We start from the raw sequence: 15,168 nt of genomic DNA, 5'->3' as shown, positions 1-15,168 counted from the left end.
TCCCGTTTCGAGAGAAGTGGAATAGCACTTATCAAAGCCTAAATTACCCGCCGAGCCCACTTAGTTGAGCAAACCTAACCAAAAAGCGCGGCCTGACCAAAGAAAAGTTGCCAGCGCTCATTAGAATTACCATGAAAGTTGGATGAAGCTTCCCCAACGCTAAACCGTGCCTTTGGGTTGAGCAGGGCGTCGTTTGGCTTCTTCCCAGTACACATCCATCTGGGCCAGCGAGAGGTCGGCGAGGTGCTTATTATTGGCGGCAGCGGCCGTTTCCAGATACTGAAAGCGGCTGATAAACTTACGGTTGGTGCGCTCTAGTGCTTCTTCGGGATTGATGCCGGCGAAGCGGGCAAAATTAACCAGCGAAAAGAGTAAATCGCCAAATTCATCGGCCGCTTTTTCGGCGTCCATCCGGTCGGGATTGCCGTGGCTGTACTCGGCACCAAACTCGTTTAATTCTTCCTGCACTTTGTCCCATACCTGCTCGGGTTGCTCCCAGTCGAAGCCCGCGCCCCGGGCTTTTTCCTGAATACGCATGGCCTTTACCAGCGCGGGCAGTGAGGTAGGCACCCCGCCGAGCACTCCGTTGGTATTGCCTTTTTCTTTGAGCTTGAGCTGCTCCCAATTGCGCTTGACCGTCTCTTCGTCGTGGGCCTGTACATCGCCGTAGATGTGCGGGTGGCGGTAAATAAGCTTCTCGCACTGGGCATTTAGCACGTCGGCAATGTCGAAGGCCCCTTTTTCGGCGGCGATGCGGGCGTAAAAAATCAGGTGAAGCATGACATCGCCCAGTTCCTTTTTGAGGTCGGGCAGGTCGTCGCGCAGAATGGCGTCGCTGATTTCGTAGGTTTCCTCGATGGTGAGGTGCCGCAGGGTTTGCAGGGTTTGTTTTTTATCCCAGGGACACTCGGTGCGGAGGCGGTCGAGCACGTCGAGCAGGCGGCCGAATGCTGCGAGCTGCGCGGGCCGGCGGGCACTGGTAAGCAGAACAGTAGGCCAAGTTGTAGGGTTTTCCATTGTTCCAAAGATAAAACTCCGTGCCGCCAACCGGTTGCTAATGCCTAATTTTGGTCTTTCAAATTAACTACCTCCGTGACTTTAATCAAATCTATTTCCGGTATCCGTGGCACTATTGGCGGGCCGGTGGGCCAGGGCCTCACGCCGCTCGACGTGGTGAAGTATGCCGCCGCGTACGGTACCTGGGTTAAAACCCAAAATACTGATAGCAAGCTGATTATTATCGGCCGCGATGCCCGCATTTCGGGCGATATGGTGAGCCGCCTGGTGGCCGCCACGCTGCAGGGCCTGGGCCTCGATGTGTGCGACCTCGGCCTGAGCACCACGCCCACTGTGGAAATGGCGGTGCCCGCCATGAAGGCGGCCGGCGGCATTATCCTCACGGCTTCGCACAACCCTAAGCAGTGGAACGCACTGAAGCTGCTGAACGCGACCGGCGAATTTATCTCGGAAGCCGATGGACAGCAGGTGCTGGCCTCGGCCGAGAACGAGGACTTTGACTTTGCGCCCGTGACCAAGCTGGGCCAGTACACTACGGATACTACTTTCCTGGAAAAGCACATTGAGGCTATTCTGGCGCTGCCACTGGTGGACGTGGAAGCCATTAAGGCCCGCAACTTCCGGGTGGTGGTGGATGCCGTGAACTCGTCGGGGGGCTTTGTAGTGCCGCAGCTGCTGGAAGCGCTGGGCGTGACTACCATCGAAAAGCTGCACTGTGAGCCCACTGGCGACTTTGCCCACAACCCCGAGCCACTGCCCGAGCACCTGCGCGACATTGCCAAGGTGCTGGAAAAAGGCGGCTTCGACCTCGGCATCGTGGTGGACCCCGACGTGGACCGCCTAGCCCTGGTGAGCGAAAACGGCGAGATGTTCGGCGAAGAATACACGCTGGTAGCCGTGGCCGACTACGTGCTGCAAAGCTTGGGCGGCGGCAACACCGTGAGCAACCTGAGCAGCACCCGTGCCCTGCGCGACGTGACCGAGAAGGCCGGCGGCAACTACTCGGCCGCTGCCGTGGGCGAGGTGAATGTGGTGACGAAAATGAAGGAAACCAATGCCGTAATCGGTGGCGAAGGCAACGGGGGCATCATTTACCCCGAGCTGCACTACGGCCGCGACGCCCTGGTGGGCATTGCCCTGTTTCTGACGCACCTGGCCAAAACCGGCCTTACGGTGAGCCGCCTGCGCAACTCGTACCCGAGCTATTTCATCTCGAAAAACAAGATTGAGCTGACGGCGGACATCAATACCGATGACGTGCTGGCCAAGATGGAGCAGCGCTACGCCAAGCAGCCCGTGAATACGATTGACGGCGTGAAGATTGAGTTCGATAAGGAGTGGGTGCACCTGCGCAAGTCCAACACCGAGCCCATTATCCGCATCTACGCCGAGTCGGATTCGAACTCCACGGCTGATTATCTGGCCCAGAAAATCATTGGCGATATCAAGGAAATTATCGCCGCCAAGGCATAGTTAATCGGGGTGTTGCGCATTTAGCGCGGCTGCTGTGGGGTAGTTCCAATTCGAAAGCCCAAATTTGTATTTGTGTATAGCTTGAAAGAAGCCGGGTGCACCCACACCCGGCTTCTGCCTTTTTCTGCTGAAACGATTCCTATGAGCACAATTTCCCCCACAGCGCCCGCCTTCGTTTATTTCGACAACGCCGCCACCACGCCCCTCGACCCCGAGGTGCTGGAGGCCATGCTGCCCTTTCTGAGCCAGCACTACGGTAACCCAAGCAGCCTGCACGGCCCGGGCCGGCAGGTGCGCGCCGCCATTGAAAACGCCCGCAAAACGGTGGCTCATTTACTAAATGCTGCACCGGCCGAAATCATTTTCACGAGCGGCGGCACCGAAGCCGACAATTATGCCGCCTTTGGCAGTGTGCGTACGCTGGGGCTGAAGCACGCCATTACCTCACCGATGGAGCACCATGCCGTGCTGCACCCGTTGCAGGAATTGGCCAAAAGCGGCGAGATTAAGCTGCACTACGTGAAACACGACGCGCAGGGAACCCTGGATTTGGGCCACCTGGAGGAGCTGCTGGCCGCGCAGTCGCGCACGTTTGTGAGCCTGATGCACGCCAACAATGAAATCGGCAACCTGAACGATATTGCGGCCATCGGCGACATTTGTGCCCGCTACGACGCCGTGTTTCATACCGATACGGTGCAGACGATGGGCCACTACCGGCACGACGTGCAGCAGCTGAAAAACCATTTTCTGGTAGGTTCGGCCCACAAGTTTCATGGACCGAAGGGGGTGGGGTTCATCTACACCCGCAGCGGCTTGCGGGTGAGCCCGCTCATTCACGGCGGCTCGCAGGAGCGCAACGTGCGCTCGGGTACGGAGAATGTGTACGGCATTGTGGGCCTGGCCAAGGCGCTGGAAATTGCGGTGCGCGACCTGGCCGCCCACCATGCGCAGGTGCAGGCGTTGAAGACCCGCTTCATTGAGAAGCTCCGCGCCGAAGTGGAGGATGTGCAGTTCAACGGCCTGTCGGAGCACGCCGACAAGAGCCTTTACACGGTGCTAAGCGTGAGCCTGCCGCCGTCGGCCATCAGCGAAATGCTGTTATTCAACCTCGATATCAGCAAGGTGGCGGCTTCGGGGGGCTCGGCCTGCACCAGTGGGGCCCAGGCGGGCTCGCACGTGCTCGAAGCCCTGGGCTGCGACCCCGGCCGTGCCACCGTCCGCTTTTCGATGAGCAAGATGAATACTGAAGCGGAAGTGGACTATGCCGTGGCCGTGCTGGCCAAGCTGTACAGGCCGGTGGCGGTGTAAAGAAGGGTTGAGTTTTGAATGTTGAGGGTTAAGTGGAAATTCCATTCAACCCTCAACATTCAAAAATCACCCTTTCTTAAAACTGTCCGGTGGCCCCCCCACCACCCGATTGCCCACCGCCGAACTCGAAGCCACCCGTGGCGGGAGCGTCTGGCGCGTGGGCGGTTTGGGCCTGAATCAGGTTTTCGAGGTTGAAGTGGCGCGGCTCATCGTCAGGCAGCGAGGTCAGGCCGAAGCGGGTAGGGCGCAGGGCGCGGAGCAATGCGCCGGCCAGCACCGTGAGCAGCGCGCCGGCCGCTACGGCGGCTATCTCGGGCGGCAGCAGCGAGCGGTAATGCCGCAGGGTGAAGATTGAGAATGCCAGTGTCAGCAACCCCAGCAGGAGCAGGGGGCGGTCGGCCCGGCGCAGGCCCAGCGTGATATATAGGAACGGGATGCCCGCCGTGAACAGGTAGAATAGCGGCGCAAAGGGTACTTGCTCAGACACGCTGAGGCTGTGCAGTTCGGCATTTCCTTCGCGCACTACCAGGTAGTTGCCGCCAAGGTAAAACACGGCCAGGGCCAGTACCTTCAGCATGAGCAGGCAGCTGGCGTAGTAGTCGGCCAAGGGCGTGCCGGCCACGCGCCGGGCCAGCCTGCGGTAGAGGAATAGCCCGCCGGCCGCCGTGACCATTATAAGAAAAGGCAATAGGGCCTGCCCCCACGGAATTTGCAGGGCCGTAATGCTCACCAAAAGCAGCAGAGCAGCAAAGGCGGTGGCTGTGACCAGCGCATCGGCATAGCGGAGGACCGCCGCAGCCAGTAGCGCCAGTATCAGGGTGAGCGGAACCAGCAAATGGCCATCGGTGACGCGAAACGATGCGTAGTAACCGCTCCAAAAATAGGTGCCGAAAATGTAGAGAATCAGGCTGCCAGCCGCAGCCAGGCCCACGTATAGCAAGGCATTGTCGGCGCCGCAGTGGTAGAAGCGGCGGTCTTTTATCAGTAGTTCCAGCATGGCAAAGCATGCCGCGCAGCTGATGATACCGCTCGCGATTGGCAGTTCGTGGCCAATCAGAAAAATGAAGCCGGATGCCATGCTTATTCCCAATATTGCAAACAGGAAAAGGCCCACCCGCAGGGGCCACGCCGGGCGGTAATATTCCAGCGGATAGGCCGCTTCAATGGCCTTTAGCTGGGCCGCATCGAGCAGCTGCTGGCGCTGCCAGCGTGCCGCCCGAGCGCGTAGGGCAGTATGGAATGCCCAGTTGGGGTTGTAGGCTTGCCTGTTCATGGCTGAGGTGCAGTAGGGGGGAGGGGAGCAACAGGCGCCGCCGGGCCGTGCAGGATTTTCTTCACATTGAGGAAGAACAACACGACCAGTAGGGCCGACAGCGGGAATAGCAGGAAAGCCATCAGGACGATAATGTCATCGGGGAACAGCAGCACCAGCTGCACTAGTAGGTAGCAGGCGGCGAAATAAGCGTAGCCCGCCGCTAGCACCAGAAACCAATACGACTGCGTGCGCCGGGCGTACCAGTACAGGCCCGCGCACAGCCCCATCATGAGTGCCACCGTGCCCAGGCCCACCAAAGGCTGCTCGTGAAAAGCCGCCCGTACCAGTGAAGTGGCCAGCGCGGCCAGCGCCAGGTTGCTGCCCAGCAGCAGGTACGTGAAAGCGAAATGCGCTTTGCGCTCCCGGTACTCCGAGTAAAAACCCGTCAGCATCAGCAGCCCGCCTAGGCCGATGGCGGCCCCGCGAATGTGGTCGCTCCAGAACGCGTTTTCGGTGAACACGGCCAGCGGCGCTACCGTGAGGCCCACCCACGACGCCAGCGCGGTAAGGCCCATGGCCAACACCCCCCGGTGGTCGAACCAATAGGCTAGCGGCACGAAAACCAATGCCGGCAGCGCCGTGGCCAGCCCATAGCGGTTGCCGAAAAACTGGTATTGGTACTGTACGTAACCCTCCAGCACCACCAGCAGCAGGCAGCCGAGTAGCAGCAGGTAGTCGGCCCCCACCGAGGTTTTGGGAGCCACCCCCCAAATGAAGGGAGCGCGGTGCCGCGCCGCGTAGGTGAAGCACGCGGCCATGAGGGTAGCAATGACGGCGATGATAACGCCGTGCCCGATGGTGTTGATATGCTGGTACACCAGCACGCCCAGGCCGCCGGCCAGCAGCGTAGTGCCCAGGTAAAGCAGCGCCCGCAGCTCGTAGTGCAGCGAAAAGGGCTGGGTGCGCTCGCTGGCGGCAATGCGGGTGGCCTGGTCCGGCGGCAGCAGCCCCCGCGACTGTAAGTCAGCCAGGTAGCGGGTCGATGGTGGTGGTGAAGGCATTGGGCGAGGGCGCCGACCCTGGGTGGTGGGCGTGGCCGCAAGTACGCCATTGGCCGCGCAAATCGGCTGTTTTTCGCCGCACCTCGTAAATTCAAGCCATTCTCCCAACTCCCGATATGGCTGACATCAATATTCAACGTAAAAAATCGGCGCCCAGCCCGTGGCTGCTGGTGCTGCTAGCGGCCGTAGTAGTGGCGGTAGCGGCTTATTTCTTCCTGCGTCCCGACCCGGCCGATGAGCCCGCGCCACCGGTTGCTATCCCGGAAGCGGCAGCCCCCGCAACCGCTCCGGATACGCTGGCTGCCGCCGCTGCCGTGGACCGCGCAACGCGCCGCGCTGCCGTTGATGGTATCCCACAGGGCGACACCACCCAGGATGCCGCTACCTCGGCCGGCAGTTTCGAAACCGCCGCCTCGCTGGCTACGCAAGCCGCCTCCGACCCGGCCGCGCCCGACTACGCCCGCAACGGCCTGCAAAAACTGACCGGAGTGCTGGTCTCCCTCACCGACCGCGACGACCTGCGCACCCCCACCACCACCGAGCAGCGCGACAACCTGACCAGTGCCACCGCCCGCCTCGGCGAGCCCAATACCAGCCTGCGCCCCGGTTTTGTGGCGGCAGCCGGGCTTATCCGGGCCATGCAGCAAAAGGCCTACCCCGAGCTTGAAAAACAGGCCAATACGTTGATGAATCTCGCGGGCCAGCTATCCGGCCGCAGCGCCACGCCTGCCGAGCAGCAGCAGAACCAACAGTTCCTTACCCAGGCTGCCGCCGCTGTGCGCGTACTTAGCGAGCCCGCTCAGCGCTAGGTTTCTGGTTTCTCGCAGCCGGTTTTTGCGGCCGGCGATGTGAACCCGCAACCAGAAGCCAGCAACAACAAACCAGAAACGTATTTGCTATGGAAACGCCCGTTCTGCGCCGCTTGCGCGACCTCACCGATTTTGAAGTGGCCGACGACAACCCCGACGTGCGCGGCTGGACCGTACGGGGCAGCGATGGCCAGGCCCTGGGCACGGTGTTCGAGTTGATTGTGGAGCCCGAAGCCATGAAAGTGCGCTACCTGGACGTAGCGCTGGATGCCCGTTTCCAAACCAACGAACACGAAAACCACATTTTGCTGCCCATTGGGGCTGCTTCGCTGGATGAGGATGGCGACAATGTGTTTGTGCCCGCGCTCAATGAAGCGTCGGTCCTGAATTACCCGCCCTACGTTGAGGTGCAGATTACCCGCGAGTACGAAGAGGCCATGTTGCGGGCGCTGGGAAAAGAGGCTGTCCCGGCCAACTCGCGCTTCTACGAGCAGGATTCGTTCGATACGGGCAGCTTCTATAACCGCCGCCGGGTTTCGTAACTGCGTAAAACAGGTGATAACAGAAAAGGCCCGGCATGCTTCCGAATGTGGAGCATGCCGGGCCTTGGCACAAATGCCGGCCATAGTGCGCCGGGCTGTTGCGCTAATTCCGCCGAAGCATATCGGCCACGGCCTCCACCCACTGCGGCTCCGAGTTCAGCGAGGGCACCAGCTGCCAGTGCACGCCGCCGGCTTCCTCGAACAGCTCCTTGAACTCCTCGCCCACCTCGATGGTCGTTTCGAGGCAGTCGGCCACGAAGGCGGGGCTGAAAGCCAGCACATGCTTGATGCCCTTAGCGGGCATCGGCTTCAGTGCCTCATCGGTGTAGGGCTGCAGCCAGGGGTCGCGCAGGCGGCTTTGCAGGCGGCTTTGGAAGGCTACCGTGTACTGCTCGGGCGCGAGGCCCAGGCCGGCCGCCACCAGGCGCGAGGTGGCAAAGCACTGAGCGCGGTAGCAATATTGGTTAGCGGGTGTGAGCGTATCGCAGCAGCTGCCGAAGCGGCAGTAGTTGGTGGGGTCGCCCTTTTTCACGTGGCGCTCCGGAATGCCGTGGTAGCTGAACACCACGTGGTCGTAATGCTGCTTGTCCATCTCGGCCCGGCCGCGCGCCACGATGGTGGCAATAAAGCCCGGGTCGGTAGCAAACTGGCTGATGAAGCTGATGCTGGGCACCACCCACCAGTCTTTCACGATGTCCATCACCTTCTCCTGCACCGAGCCCGTGCTGGCCGACGCATACTGCGGAAACAGCGGCAGCACGATGATGCGCTCCACGTTGGCCGCGCGTAGCTCTTCCAGCGCCTTTTCCACGCTGGGCTTCTGGTAGCGCATGCCGAAGGCTACTACGTAGTGCTCGCCCAGGGCGGCCTGCACTTTCTCCTGCAAATCGAGCCCGTGGAAGAGCAGGGGCGAGCCGCGCTCCGTCCACAGCTCCTTGTAAATCTTGGCCGATTTAGGGGCCCGCAGCGGCACCACCAAGCCCTGAAACAGTGGGTAGCGAATAGCAGCCGGCATGTCCACCACGCGGCCGTCGGTCAGGAATTCGTTGAGGTAGCGGCGCACGTCGGGCGTGTTGGGCGAGTCAGGCGTACCGAGGTTGACGAGCAGCACGCCGATGCGGGCGTTGGGCGAAGTAGTGGAATTCATTGGGGCAAAGGTCGGGTGTGTAGCGGGGATTCTGCGAGTCCACACTACAGGCCTAACCGCCGAGTAGCGGCATAGTTCGGCTCCTGGTCCGTAATTAGCAGCCAGATTCTTCCGTAGCATGACTCCGCCTGATACCCTCGCTGCCTCGTCGTTGAATATGCTGCTCTGGGTAGCTGGCCAGCACGGTGCCGATGCGTCTGCCCTTTGCCAGGAAATCGACTTCGACCCCGCCACGACAGCCAGCCCCGATGCCCGCGTGCCCATTGCTACTATCCAGCGCCTGTGGCCGCTGGTAGTAGCGGCCACCCACGACCCTTATTTTGACCTTCATATAGGGCGCGCCATTAATTTTACCGCCGCTGGCACCTTGGCATACGTGCTGATGCACACTCCTACGCTCGGCGCGGCCATTGCCCAGCTGTGCCGCTACCAAGACGTGGCCTGCCAGGGCGTCCGCACTTTCCAGACGTCCGCGCCCGAATGGCCCGATTCCATCTGGCTGAATCTGGAGTTGACCAGTGCCGCTATCGTGCATCCGCAGTACGTATTGAACTCGGAGCTGTCAATCTACCTCGCGGCCTTCGCTACGCTCACAGGGTCGCCCGTGGCCCCGCTGGCCGTGCGCTTGGCCTACCCGCGTCCTGCTGATACGCGGGAGCACGAACTGGCTTTCGGCACGAAGAACCTGGAATTTGAAGCGCCCTGTACGCAGGTGGCGTTCGATGCGGCCACGCTGGCCCGGCCCATCCTGCACGCCAACCCGGCGCTTTTTCCCATCTTCGAGCAACACGCTACTGCCTTATTAGCCCAGTTGCCCACCAGCCAGCCAGCCACCCTGGCCGAACGGGTGCGGGGCGAAATAGTGCGGCAGCTGAAAGGCGAATTGCCTACCCTCACCACTGTGGCTGTCCAGCTGTGCCTAGGTGTTCGCACGCTCCAGCTCAAGCTCAAGGAAGCCGGCCACACCTACCAGCAGCTGCTCGATGCAGTCCGGAACGACCTCGCCCAACGCCACCTGCGCGAGGCCCACCTTAGCATCACCGACGTAGCCTTTCTACTCGGCTACTCCGAGCCCAGCGTATTCGTACGCTCCTTTAAGAAATGGACGGGGCAAACGCCGGGCGCGTTTCGCCGCTAGCCTCCCGGTTGCGGTCTACCCAATAGGCTAGCAGCACCGGCAGCCAAAGCAGCTGCCCACCCCAGCCAATGAAGTCCATCGAAGCCGGCGGCGGGCTGAAAATGCTGGCCAGATGCGACACCACCAGAAAGGCTACCAACCCCAGCAGGCCGTAGCGCCCCACGCCGTTGCGGGCACGGGTGCGCCGCATGTACATCCATAGCCCTAGGCCAAGCAGCGCAAATTCCACCACCTGCGTAACGGCCAGATGGTTCCAGAGTCCAAGGCCAAATAAGGGCGAATGGCCTGGAAACAATGGTAAATCAGGTTGATGCACCACCAAGTCGAGCAGCCAGTGGCTGGGCACCAGTAGGCCTACCAGCAGCGCACCCTGCGCATTGCGCCGCACCAGCCAGTAAACCAGGCCCAGCAACAGACCGCCCACTACTTCAGTCAAGAGGCTATGTGTGAAGGGGTAATGTACGAATTCCAGCGCATTAGCCGCCGTGGCGTGAGACACTATATCCACGCGCTCCACGCCTAACAGAAGCAGGGTGGGCCATACCAAATCTGCCAGTTGCGCGGCCAGAAACAAGGTGCCCAGCGATACGGAAGGCGGTTGCGTCTTGGCACCAAAAGCGACGCCGAAATGTCCGAGAAACATAAGAGTTGTGGGTTAAAAGGTGAGTTGGTTAGAGAACAGGACAAAGGTCCGGTCCCACCCCAGCGCCCTCGCTGACGTTTTCCGTAATTCGAATTGACCAAAAGCGAAATTCTGCGCCGTCAGAACCACTAGGCAGCCCGTCATGCCGAGCGTCGCCAAGACCTCTTGCGTGCGGCCGTAATCCAAGCGCCAGAAAGATAATTAGTAGCAGCACACGAGATGCTTCGCCCCGCTCGGCATGACGGGCTAGCGACGCCTCCAAAAGCTAAAAGCCAATGGCTATTAGCTAAAAGCTTTGAAAAGCCGTACCTTTGCGGCCCTGATTATCAAACCCATCCATCGTGAACCCCGAAACTAAACCCCATCGCGCCGGCTTTGTGAGCATCATTGGCAAGCCCAATGTGGGCAAGTCCACGCTCATGAATGCGCTGGTGGGCGAGCGGCTCAGCATCGTCACGAGCAAGGCCCAGACCACGCGCCACCGCATCCTGGGCATCCTCAACGGCGATGATTTTCAGCTGATTTATTCCGACACGCCCGGCATCATCCAGCCCAAATACGAGCTGCACAATGCCATGATGTCGTTCGTGTACTCGTCGCTCGAAGACGCCGACGTGGTGCTCTTCGTAACCGATATCTACGAGAAGCACGACGAAGAGCCCGTAGTGGAGCGTCTGCGCAAAATGACGGACACGCCCATCATCCTGCTCGTCAACAAAATTGACCAGGCCAACCAGGAGGAAGTGGAATCCAAGCTGGCCTACTGGAAAGAGCAGCTGCCCAACGCCGCCGAAGTGCTGCCTATTTCTGCCCTCAACCACTTCGGCACCGACGGCGTGCTGCAGCTGGTGATGGAGCGCCTGCCCGTGCACCCGCCCTACTACCCCAAGGATGAGCTAACCGACAAGCCGGAGCGTTTTTTTGCCGCCGAAATGGTGCGCGAAAAAATCTTTAAGCTTTATAAAAAGGAGATTCCTTACAGCTGCGAAGTTGTTATCGAAGAGTTTAAAGAAGAGCAAGATATCATTCGCATTCGTGGCATTATCTACGTCGAGCGCAACTCCCAGAAAGGCATCGTCATCGGCCAGGGCGGCGTGGCGCTGAAGAAAGTAGGCACCTGGGCCCGCGAGGAAATGGAGAAATTCTTTCAGAAGAAAGTCTTCCTGGAAATGTATGTAAAAGTGAACGAGAACTGGCGCACCGACGCGAAAGCGCTGAGCCGGTTTGGCTATCAGTAAGTCATTTAACATTTATCAATTAACATTTAACAGTCGTTCCATCGGCGCATTACTGCGCCTTGTGAAGGCTGTCAGGGTGTTAAATGATAAATGTTAATTGTTAAATGAAAAATCCGACCATCTATAACTAACACACCCCGGGCACTGCCGAATCTAGGTCGGGTCGGCGGCTGGGGCCACATATCATGTCAAAGCAAAACACGGTCGCCATTGTAGGGCGGCCCAACGTGGGCAAATCCACGCTATTTAACCGCCTTGTAGGTCAGCGCAAGGCTATTATGGACAACGAGAGCGGCGTGACCCGCGACCGTCACTACGGCTACGGCGACTGGATTGGTAAGAACTTCACCGTGATTGACACGGGTGGCTACGTGCACAATTCGGAAGATATTTTCGAAGGCGAAATCAACAAGCAGGTGAAACTGGCCATCGAAGAGGCCGACGTTATCCTGTTTATGGTGGATGCCGAAGCCGGCGTGCACGGCCTCGATGAGGAGTTTGCGCACGTGCTGCGCCGCTACATAAGCAAAAAGCCCATCTACATGGTGGCCAACAAGGCCGATACCAACCTGCGCGCCAACGGCGTGGGCGAGTTCTACTCGCTGGGCCTGGGCGACGGCGAAATCTATGCCATCAGCAGCGCCAACGGCCACGGCACCGGCGAATTGCTGGATGCCGTGGTGGCCAACTTCGACGAGCCCGGCGAGGAAGAGCCGGAGTCGGAAATCCCGCGCATTGCCGTGGTGGGCCGCCCCAACGTGGGCAAATCCAGCCTCGTGAACCTGCTGCTCGGCGAAGACCGCAGCATCGTAACCGAAATTGCGGGTACCACCCGCGACTCTATTTCGGCTCGCTACAACGCCTTTGGCAAGGAGTTTATTCTGGTCGATACGGCTGGTTTGCGCCGCAAGGCCAAGGTGAGCGAGGACGTGGAATTCTACGCCAACATGCGCAGCCTGCGCGCTTTGGAAGAGTGCGACGTCTGCATCGTGATGCTCGACGCCAGCCGGGGCATCGAAGCCCAGGACGTGAACATCATCACCCTGGCTGATAAAAACCGCAAGGGCATCGTGATTCTGGTGAACAAGTGGGACCTTGTGGAGAACAAGGAAACCAACACTTCTAAGGAGTTCGAGGCAAAAATCCTTGAAAAGATTGCGCCCATTGCCTACATCCCCGTGGTGTTTATCTCGGTGCTGAACAAGCAGCGCGTGCACAAGGCCATCGAAACGGCTATCGAAGTGTACGGCAACAAGCGCCGCAAAATTCCGACCTCGCAACTGAACGACGTGATGTTGAAGGAGATTGAGAAGTACGGCCCGCCCGCGCTCAAAGGCAAGATGATTCGCATCAAGTACGTGACGCAGCTGCCCACGCACAACCCCGTATTTGCTTTCTTCGCCAACCTGCCGCAGTACGTGCAGACCAACTACGTGCGCTACCTCGAAAACCGGATGCGCGAGCATTTCGATTTCACGGGCGTGCCCATCGGCATCCTGTTCCGCAAGAAATAAAGAGACAGGAATGTCCTCATAAATTCTTCACAATTTTTTTTCGACAGTGGGTTACCTTCTTTGAGAGGAGGTATAAAGCCCCGAATTTGAAGCTAAGCTTTGGCTGGTGCTTCGGAAGTTGCTTGAAAATCAACCACATTTTAAAACAAACCCCAAGATGAAAAAAGTATTGTTCCTCGCCCTGGCCCTCGGTTCGTTCACCTTCACTTCGTGCGACAGCAAGAAAGAAGATGCTCAGGAGCAGGTTGGCGAAAACGTGAAAGACGCTGGCGAAGCCAAAGCTGACGCTATGGAAGACAAGGCTGACATGGTGCGTGACTCGGCTGATGCCAAAGGCGAAGCCATCCAGGACAACGCTGACAAAATGGATGCTCCGGCTACCAAGTAATTGTCGCTTAACTGCAACTGAAAGGGCCTCTCCGCAAGGAGAGGCCCTTTTTTGTGCCTTAGTTTCGCAAAACTACAGCTCCGTTTCGGGCAGGCCCAGCCGCCTGCTCAGCAGGTTATCCACTACTTCAAACAGGCGGCGCGGCTCGTAGGTGCGCCAAGGCAGGTCGTCGAGTTGCCCGCCGAAGTTGATGTAGTTGTCCACGTTGTACTGCTTCATTTCGCGCAGCACATGCTCCTGGAAGTTGATGCCCGCAATCCAGCCATCTTCCACATCCTCATACCATTCCTCGTAATAATCATCGTCGGAACCGTGGAAGTTGAACACGTTCTCGCCGATGAGAATGAACTTGCGGATGCCCTCATGCACCAGAATATCGATGATATTCCGCTTGAGCTCCATGATGTCGTTTTCGATAGCATCGTTCCACTCGCCGATAAATTCGAGCACGGCAATGCCATCGTCATAATCGGCAAAAAGGATTTTGAAGAACAGGGTGTCGGACCCCAAGCTGTCCCACTGCGGATGAATGTAGTAGCCGTAAATCGTGTTGGTATAGGTCTCCAGACTGTTCTCGGCCTCGAAAAGTGGCGAGCGAGGGTCTTCAGACGCCGAGTATTGCTCAATCCAGTTGTAGTGCGGCTCGATGGTATGCATAGGGCGATGGAGCACATACGTTAGCTTGTGCCCCCCTAGAAACGCCAGAAATCCCGAATCGTTCGGATGAAAAAGTAAGGCTGTGAGGCACAAGCTGAAGCATGTGCTATGGCTGGATAGCTTCCAGCGCCGCGCGCACGCTGCCGTGCTGTTTCAGGAGGGCTGCCGCCTTGGCCTGTACAATGCCGAGCTCGTCCATCAGCATGCGCTCGCCCCGGTCCACCAGCTTCACGTTGGAGAGCTTCATATCCACCATCTTGTTGCCCCGCACGTAGCCCAGGCGGATGAACGTGGCCGTGGTGAGCATATTGAGCGCCATTTTCTGGGCCGAGCCGGCCTTGAGGCGCGTGCTGCCGGTAATGAATTCCGGCCCCGTCACTACTTCCACCGGAAACTGGGCCGCCGCCGCTACCGCCGAGCCGGCGTTGCACACCACGCAACCCGTGGCCAGGCCCGCCGCCCGCGCCCGCTGCAGCCCACCAATAACGTAGGGCGTGCGACCCGAGGCCGCAATGCCCACCAGCACATCTTTGGGGCCGATGTTGTGGGCCTGCAGGTCTTTCCAGGCCTGTTCGGCGTCATCCTCCGCGCCTTCCACGGCCACCCGAATGGCGCCATCGCCGCCCGCCATGATGCCCACCACCATCTCGGCCGGCACGCCAAACGTGGGCGGGCATTCGGAGGCATCTACCACGCCCAACCGCCCGCTGGTGCCCGCCCCAATGTAGAACAGCCGGCCGCCCTCGCGCAACCGGGCCACGGTAGCTTCTACCAGTTGCTCAATCTGCGGTAAGGCTTTGGCTACGGTTTGGGGCACGGTTTGGTCGAGCTGGTTCATGCCGGCCAGCAGCTCGGCGGTGGGCAGGGTTTCGAGGTGATTGAATTCGGAGGGCGCTTCGGTGGTCATCATAGCTTGTAGAACATGCTTCAGCTTGTTCAGAAATAAGGAATCGGTTCAGGTGACGAACAAGCTAA

The 15,168-nt window shown here is 59.4% G+C and carries 15 protein-coding genes; 8 read left to right on the top strand and 7 right to left on the bottom strand.

The features are described from left to right. Positions 1 to 159 precede the first annotated feature (159 nt). The gene (mazG, locus tag HBN54_RS00630) at positions 160 to 1,017 is read right to left on the bottom strand and encodes a nucleoside triphosphate pyrophosphohydrolase (protein WP_168671217.1); all 858 of its coding nucleotides are present in this window, start codon (positions 1,015 to 1,017) and stop codon (positions 160 to 162) included. A gap of 75 nt (positions 1,018 to 1,092) precedes the next feature. Here mazG and glmM point away from each other — a divergent pair, with 75 nt between their 5' ends. Together glmM and HBN54_RS00620 are read left to right on the top strand one after the other, a co-directional pair. Next, positions 1,093 to 2,490: a phosphoglucosamine mutase gene (glmM, locus tag HBN54_RS00625; RefSeq protein ID WP_168671216.1), complete on the top strand. Its 1,398-nt coding sequence runs from the start codon at positions 1,093 to 1,095 to the stop codon at positions 2,488 to 2,490. Between the two features lie 141 nt (positions 2,491 to 2,631). Further along, positions 2,632 to 3,801, top strand: coding sequence for a cysteine desulfurase family protein (locus tag HBN54_RS00620; protein WP_168671215.1), 1,170 nt, complete (start codon positions 2,632 to 2,634; stop codon positions 3,799 to 3,801). Positions 3,802 to 3,877: 76 nt separating this feature from the next. On the opposite strand, the gene HBN54_RS00615 is transcribed toward HBN54_RS00620, so the two are convergent. Together HBN54_RS00615 and HBN54_RS00610 are read right to left on the bottom strand one after the other, a co-directional pair. After that, positions 3,878 to 5,074 carry a hypothetical protein gene (locus HBN54_RS00615; RefSeq protein ID WP_168671214.1) on the bottom strand — a complete coding sequence of 399 codons (1,197 nt, stop codon included), beginning with the start codon at positions 5,072 to 5,074 and terminating at the stop codon, positions 3,878 to 3,880. Further along, the gene (locus HBN54_RS00610) at positions 5,071 to 6,117 is read right to left on the bottom strand and encodes a DUF2157 domain-containing protein (protein ID WP_168671213.1); all 1,047 of its coding nucleotides are present in this window, start codon (positions 6,115 to 6,117) and stop codon (positions 5,071 to 5,073) included. Before HBN54_RS00610 ends, HBN54_RS00615 begins: the two co-directional genes overlap by 4 nt. Before the next feature lie 116 nt (positions 6,118 to 6,233). Here HBN54_RS00610 and HBN54_RS00605 point away from each other — a divergent pair, with 116 nt between their 5' ends. Beyond that, positions 6,234 to 6,926 (top strand): hypothetical protein, encoded by a 693-nt coding sequence (locus HBN54_RS00605; protein ID WP_168671212.1) that lies wholly within the window; start codon positions 6,234 to 6,236, stop codon positions 6,924 to 6,926. A gap of 89 nt (positions 6,927 to 7,015) precedes the next feature. Next, positions 7,016 to 7,468, top strand: coding sequence for a PRC-barrel domain-containing protein (locus tag HBN54_RS00600; RefSeq protein ID WP_168671211.1), 453 nt, complete (start codon positions 7,016 to 7,018; stop codon positions 7,466 to 7,468). Between the two features lie 103 nt (positions 7,469 to 7,571). Here the strand turns inward: HBN54_RS00600 and hemH are convergent, their stop codons facing one another. Continuing rightward, entirely contained in the window at positions 7,572 to 8,615 is a 1,044-nt protein-coding gene (gene hemH / locus HBN54_RS00595; RefSeq protein ID WP_168671210.1) for a ferrochelatase, read from the bottom strand. 118 nt (positions 8,616 to 8,733) lie between these two features. On the opposite strand from hemH, the gene HBN54_RS00590 reads away from it, so the two are divergent. Further along, positions 8,734 to 9,753, top strand: a complete 1,020-nt coding sequence (locus HBN54_RS00590; protein WP_168671209.1) for an AraC family transcriptional regulator — start codon at positions 8,734 to 8,736, stop codon at positions 9,751 to 9,753. Here the strand turns inward: HBN54_RS00590 and HBN54_RS00585 are convergent. Next, complete coding sequence (locus tag HBN54_RS00585) at positions 9,710 to 10,396, bottom strand: hypothetical protein (RefSeq protein WP_168671208.1); 687 nt, start codon at positions 10,394 to 10,396, stop codon at positions 9,710 to 9,712. The two genes, HBN54_RS00590 and HBN54_RS00585, sit on opposite strands and share 44 nt — an antisense overlap. A gap of 341 nt (positions 10,397 to 10,737) precedes the next feature. Here HBN54_RS00585 and era point away from each other — a divergent pair, with 341 nt between their 5' ends. The 3 genes from era (at position 10,738) to HBN54_RS00570 (ending at position 13,536) form a co-directional block, all read left to right on the top strand. After that, on the top strand, positions 10,738 to 11,634 hold the full coding sequence (gene era, locus HBN54_RS00580) for a GTPase Era (protein WP_168671207.1): 897 nt from the start codon (positions 10,738 to 10,740) through the stop codon (positions 11,632 to 11,634). A 185-nt stretch (positions 11,635 to 11,819) separates the two neighbouring features. Next, positions 11,820 to 13,148 (top strand): ribosome biogenesis GTPase Der, encoded by a 1,329-nt coding sequence (gene der, locus HBN54_RS00575; RefSeq protein ID WP_168671206.1) that lies wholly within the window; start codon positions 11,820 to 11,822, stop codon positions 13,146 to 13,148. A 157-nt stretch (positions 13,149 to 13,305) separates the two neighbouring features. Then, on the top strand, positions 13,306 to 13,536 hold the full coding sequence (locus HBN54_RS00570; RefSeq protein WP_168671205.1) for a hypothetical protein: 231 nt from the start codon (positions 13,306 to 13,308) through the stop codon (positions 13,534 to 13,536). A 72-nt stretch (positions 13,537 to 13,608) separates the two neighbouring features. On the opposite strand, the gene HBN54_RS00565 is transcribed toward HBN54_RS00570, so the two are convergent. Both HBN54_RS00565 and murQ read right to left on the bottom strand, forming a co-directional pair. Continuing rightward, on the bottom strand, positions 13,609 to 14,193 hold the full coding sequence (locus tag HBN54_RS00565; protein ID WP_168671204.1) for a hypothetical protein: 585 nt from the start codon (positions 14,191 to 14,193) through the stop codon (positions 13,609 to 13,611). A gap of 106 nt (positions 14,194 to 14,299) precedes the next feature. Further along, positions 14,300 to 15,124: an N-acetylmuramic acid 6-phosphate etherase gene (gene murQ / locus HBN54_RS00560; protein ID WP_262888244.1), complete on the bottom strand. Its 825-nt coding sequence runs from the start codon at positions 15,122 to 15,124 to the stop codon at positions 14,300 to 14,302. Positions 15,125 to 15,168 lie beyond the last annotated feature (44 nt).

It is taken from the genome of Hymenobacter artigasi (genome assembly GCF_012275535.1).
Lineage (GTDB): Bacteria > Bacteroidota > Bacteroidia > Cytophagales > Hymenobacteraceae > Hymenobacter > Hymenobacter artigasi.
Note: the sequence above shows the minus strand (reverse complement) of the source record. Positions and strands in the feature narration are given on the sequence as shown.

Bases quoted from the DNA above. Each gene is read 5' to 3' on its own strand.
- mazG (WP_168671217.1), bottom strand. From the start codon at position 1,017: ATGGAAAACCCTACAACTTGGCCTACTGTTCTGCTTACCAGTGCCCGC.
- HBN54_RS00620 (WP_168671215.1), top strand. From the start codon at position 2,632: ATGAGCACAATTTCCCCCACAGCGCCCGCCTTCGTTTATTTCGACAAC.
- HBN54_RS00615 (WP_168671214.1), bottom strand. From the start codon at position 5,074: ATGAACAGGCAAGCCTACAACCCCAACTGGGCATTCCATACTGCCCTA.
- HBN54_RS00610 (WP_168671213.1), bottom strand. From the start codon at position 6,117: ATGCCTTCACCACCACCATCGACCCGCTACCTGGCTGACTTACAGTCG.
- HBN54_RS00605 (WP_168671212.1), top strand. From the start codon at position 6,234: ATGGCTGACATCAATATTCAACGTAAAAAATCGGCGCCCAGCCCGTGG.
- HBN54_RS00600 (WP_168671211.1), top strand. From the start codon at position 7,016: ATGGAAACGCCCGTTCTGCGCCGCTTGCGCGACCTCACCGATTTTGAA.
- hemH (WP_168671210.1), bottom strand. From the start codon at position 8,615: ATGAATTCCACTACTTCGCCCAACGCCCGCATCGGCGTGCTGCTCGTC.
- HBN54_RS00590 (WP_168671209.1), top strand. From the start codon at position 8,734: ATGACTCCGCCTGATACCCTCGCTGCCTCGTCGTTGAATATGCTGCTC.
- HBN54_RS00585 (WP_168671208.1), bottom strand. From the start codon at position 10,396: ATGTTTCTCGGACATTTCGGCGTCGCTTTTGGTGCCAAGACGCAACCG.
- der (WP_168671206.1), top strand. From the start codon at position 11,820: ATGTCAAAGCAAAACACGGTCGCCATTGTAGGGCGGCCCAACGTGGGC.
- HBN54_RS00570 (WP_168671205.1), top strand. From the start codon at position 13,306: ATGAAAAAAGTATTGTTCCTCGCCCTGGCCCTCGGTTCGTTCACCTTC.
- HBN54_RS00565 (WP_168671204.1), bottom strand. From the start codon at position 14,193: ATGCATACCATCGAGCCGCACTACAACTGGATTGAGCAATACTCGGCG.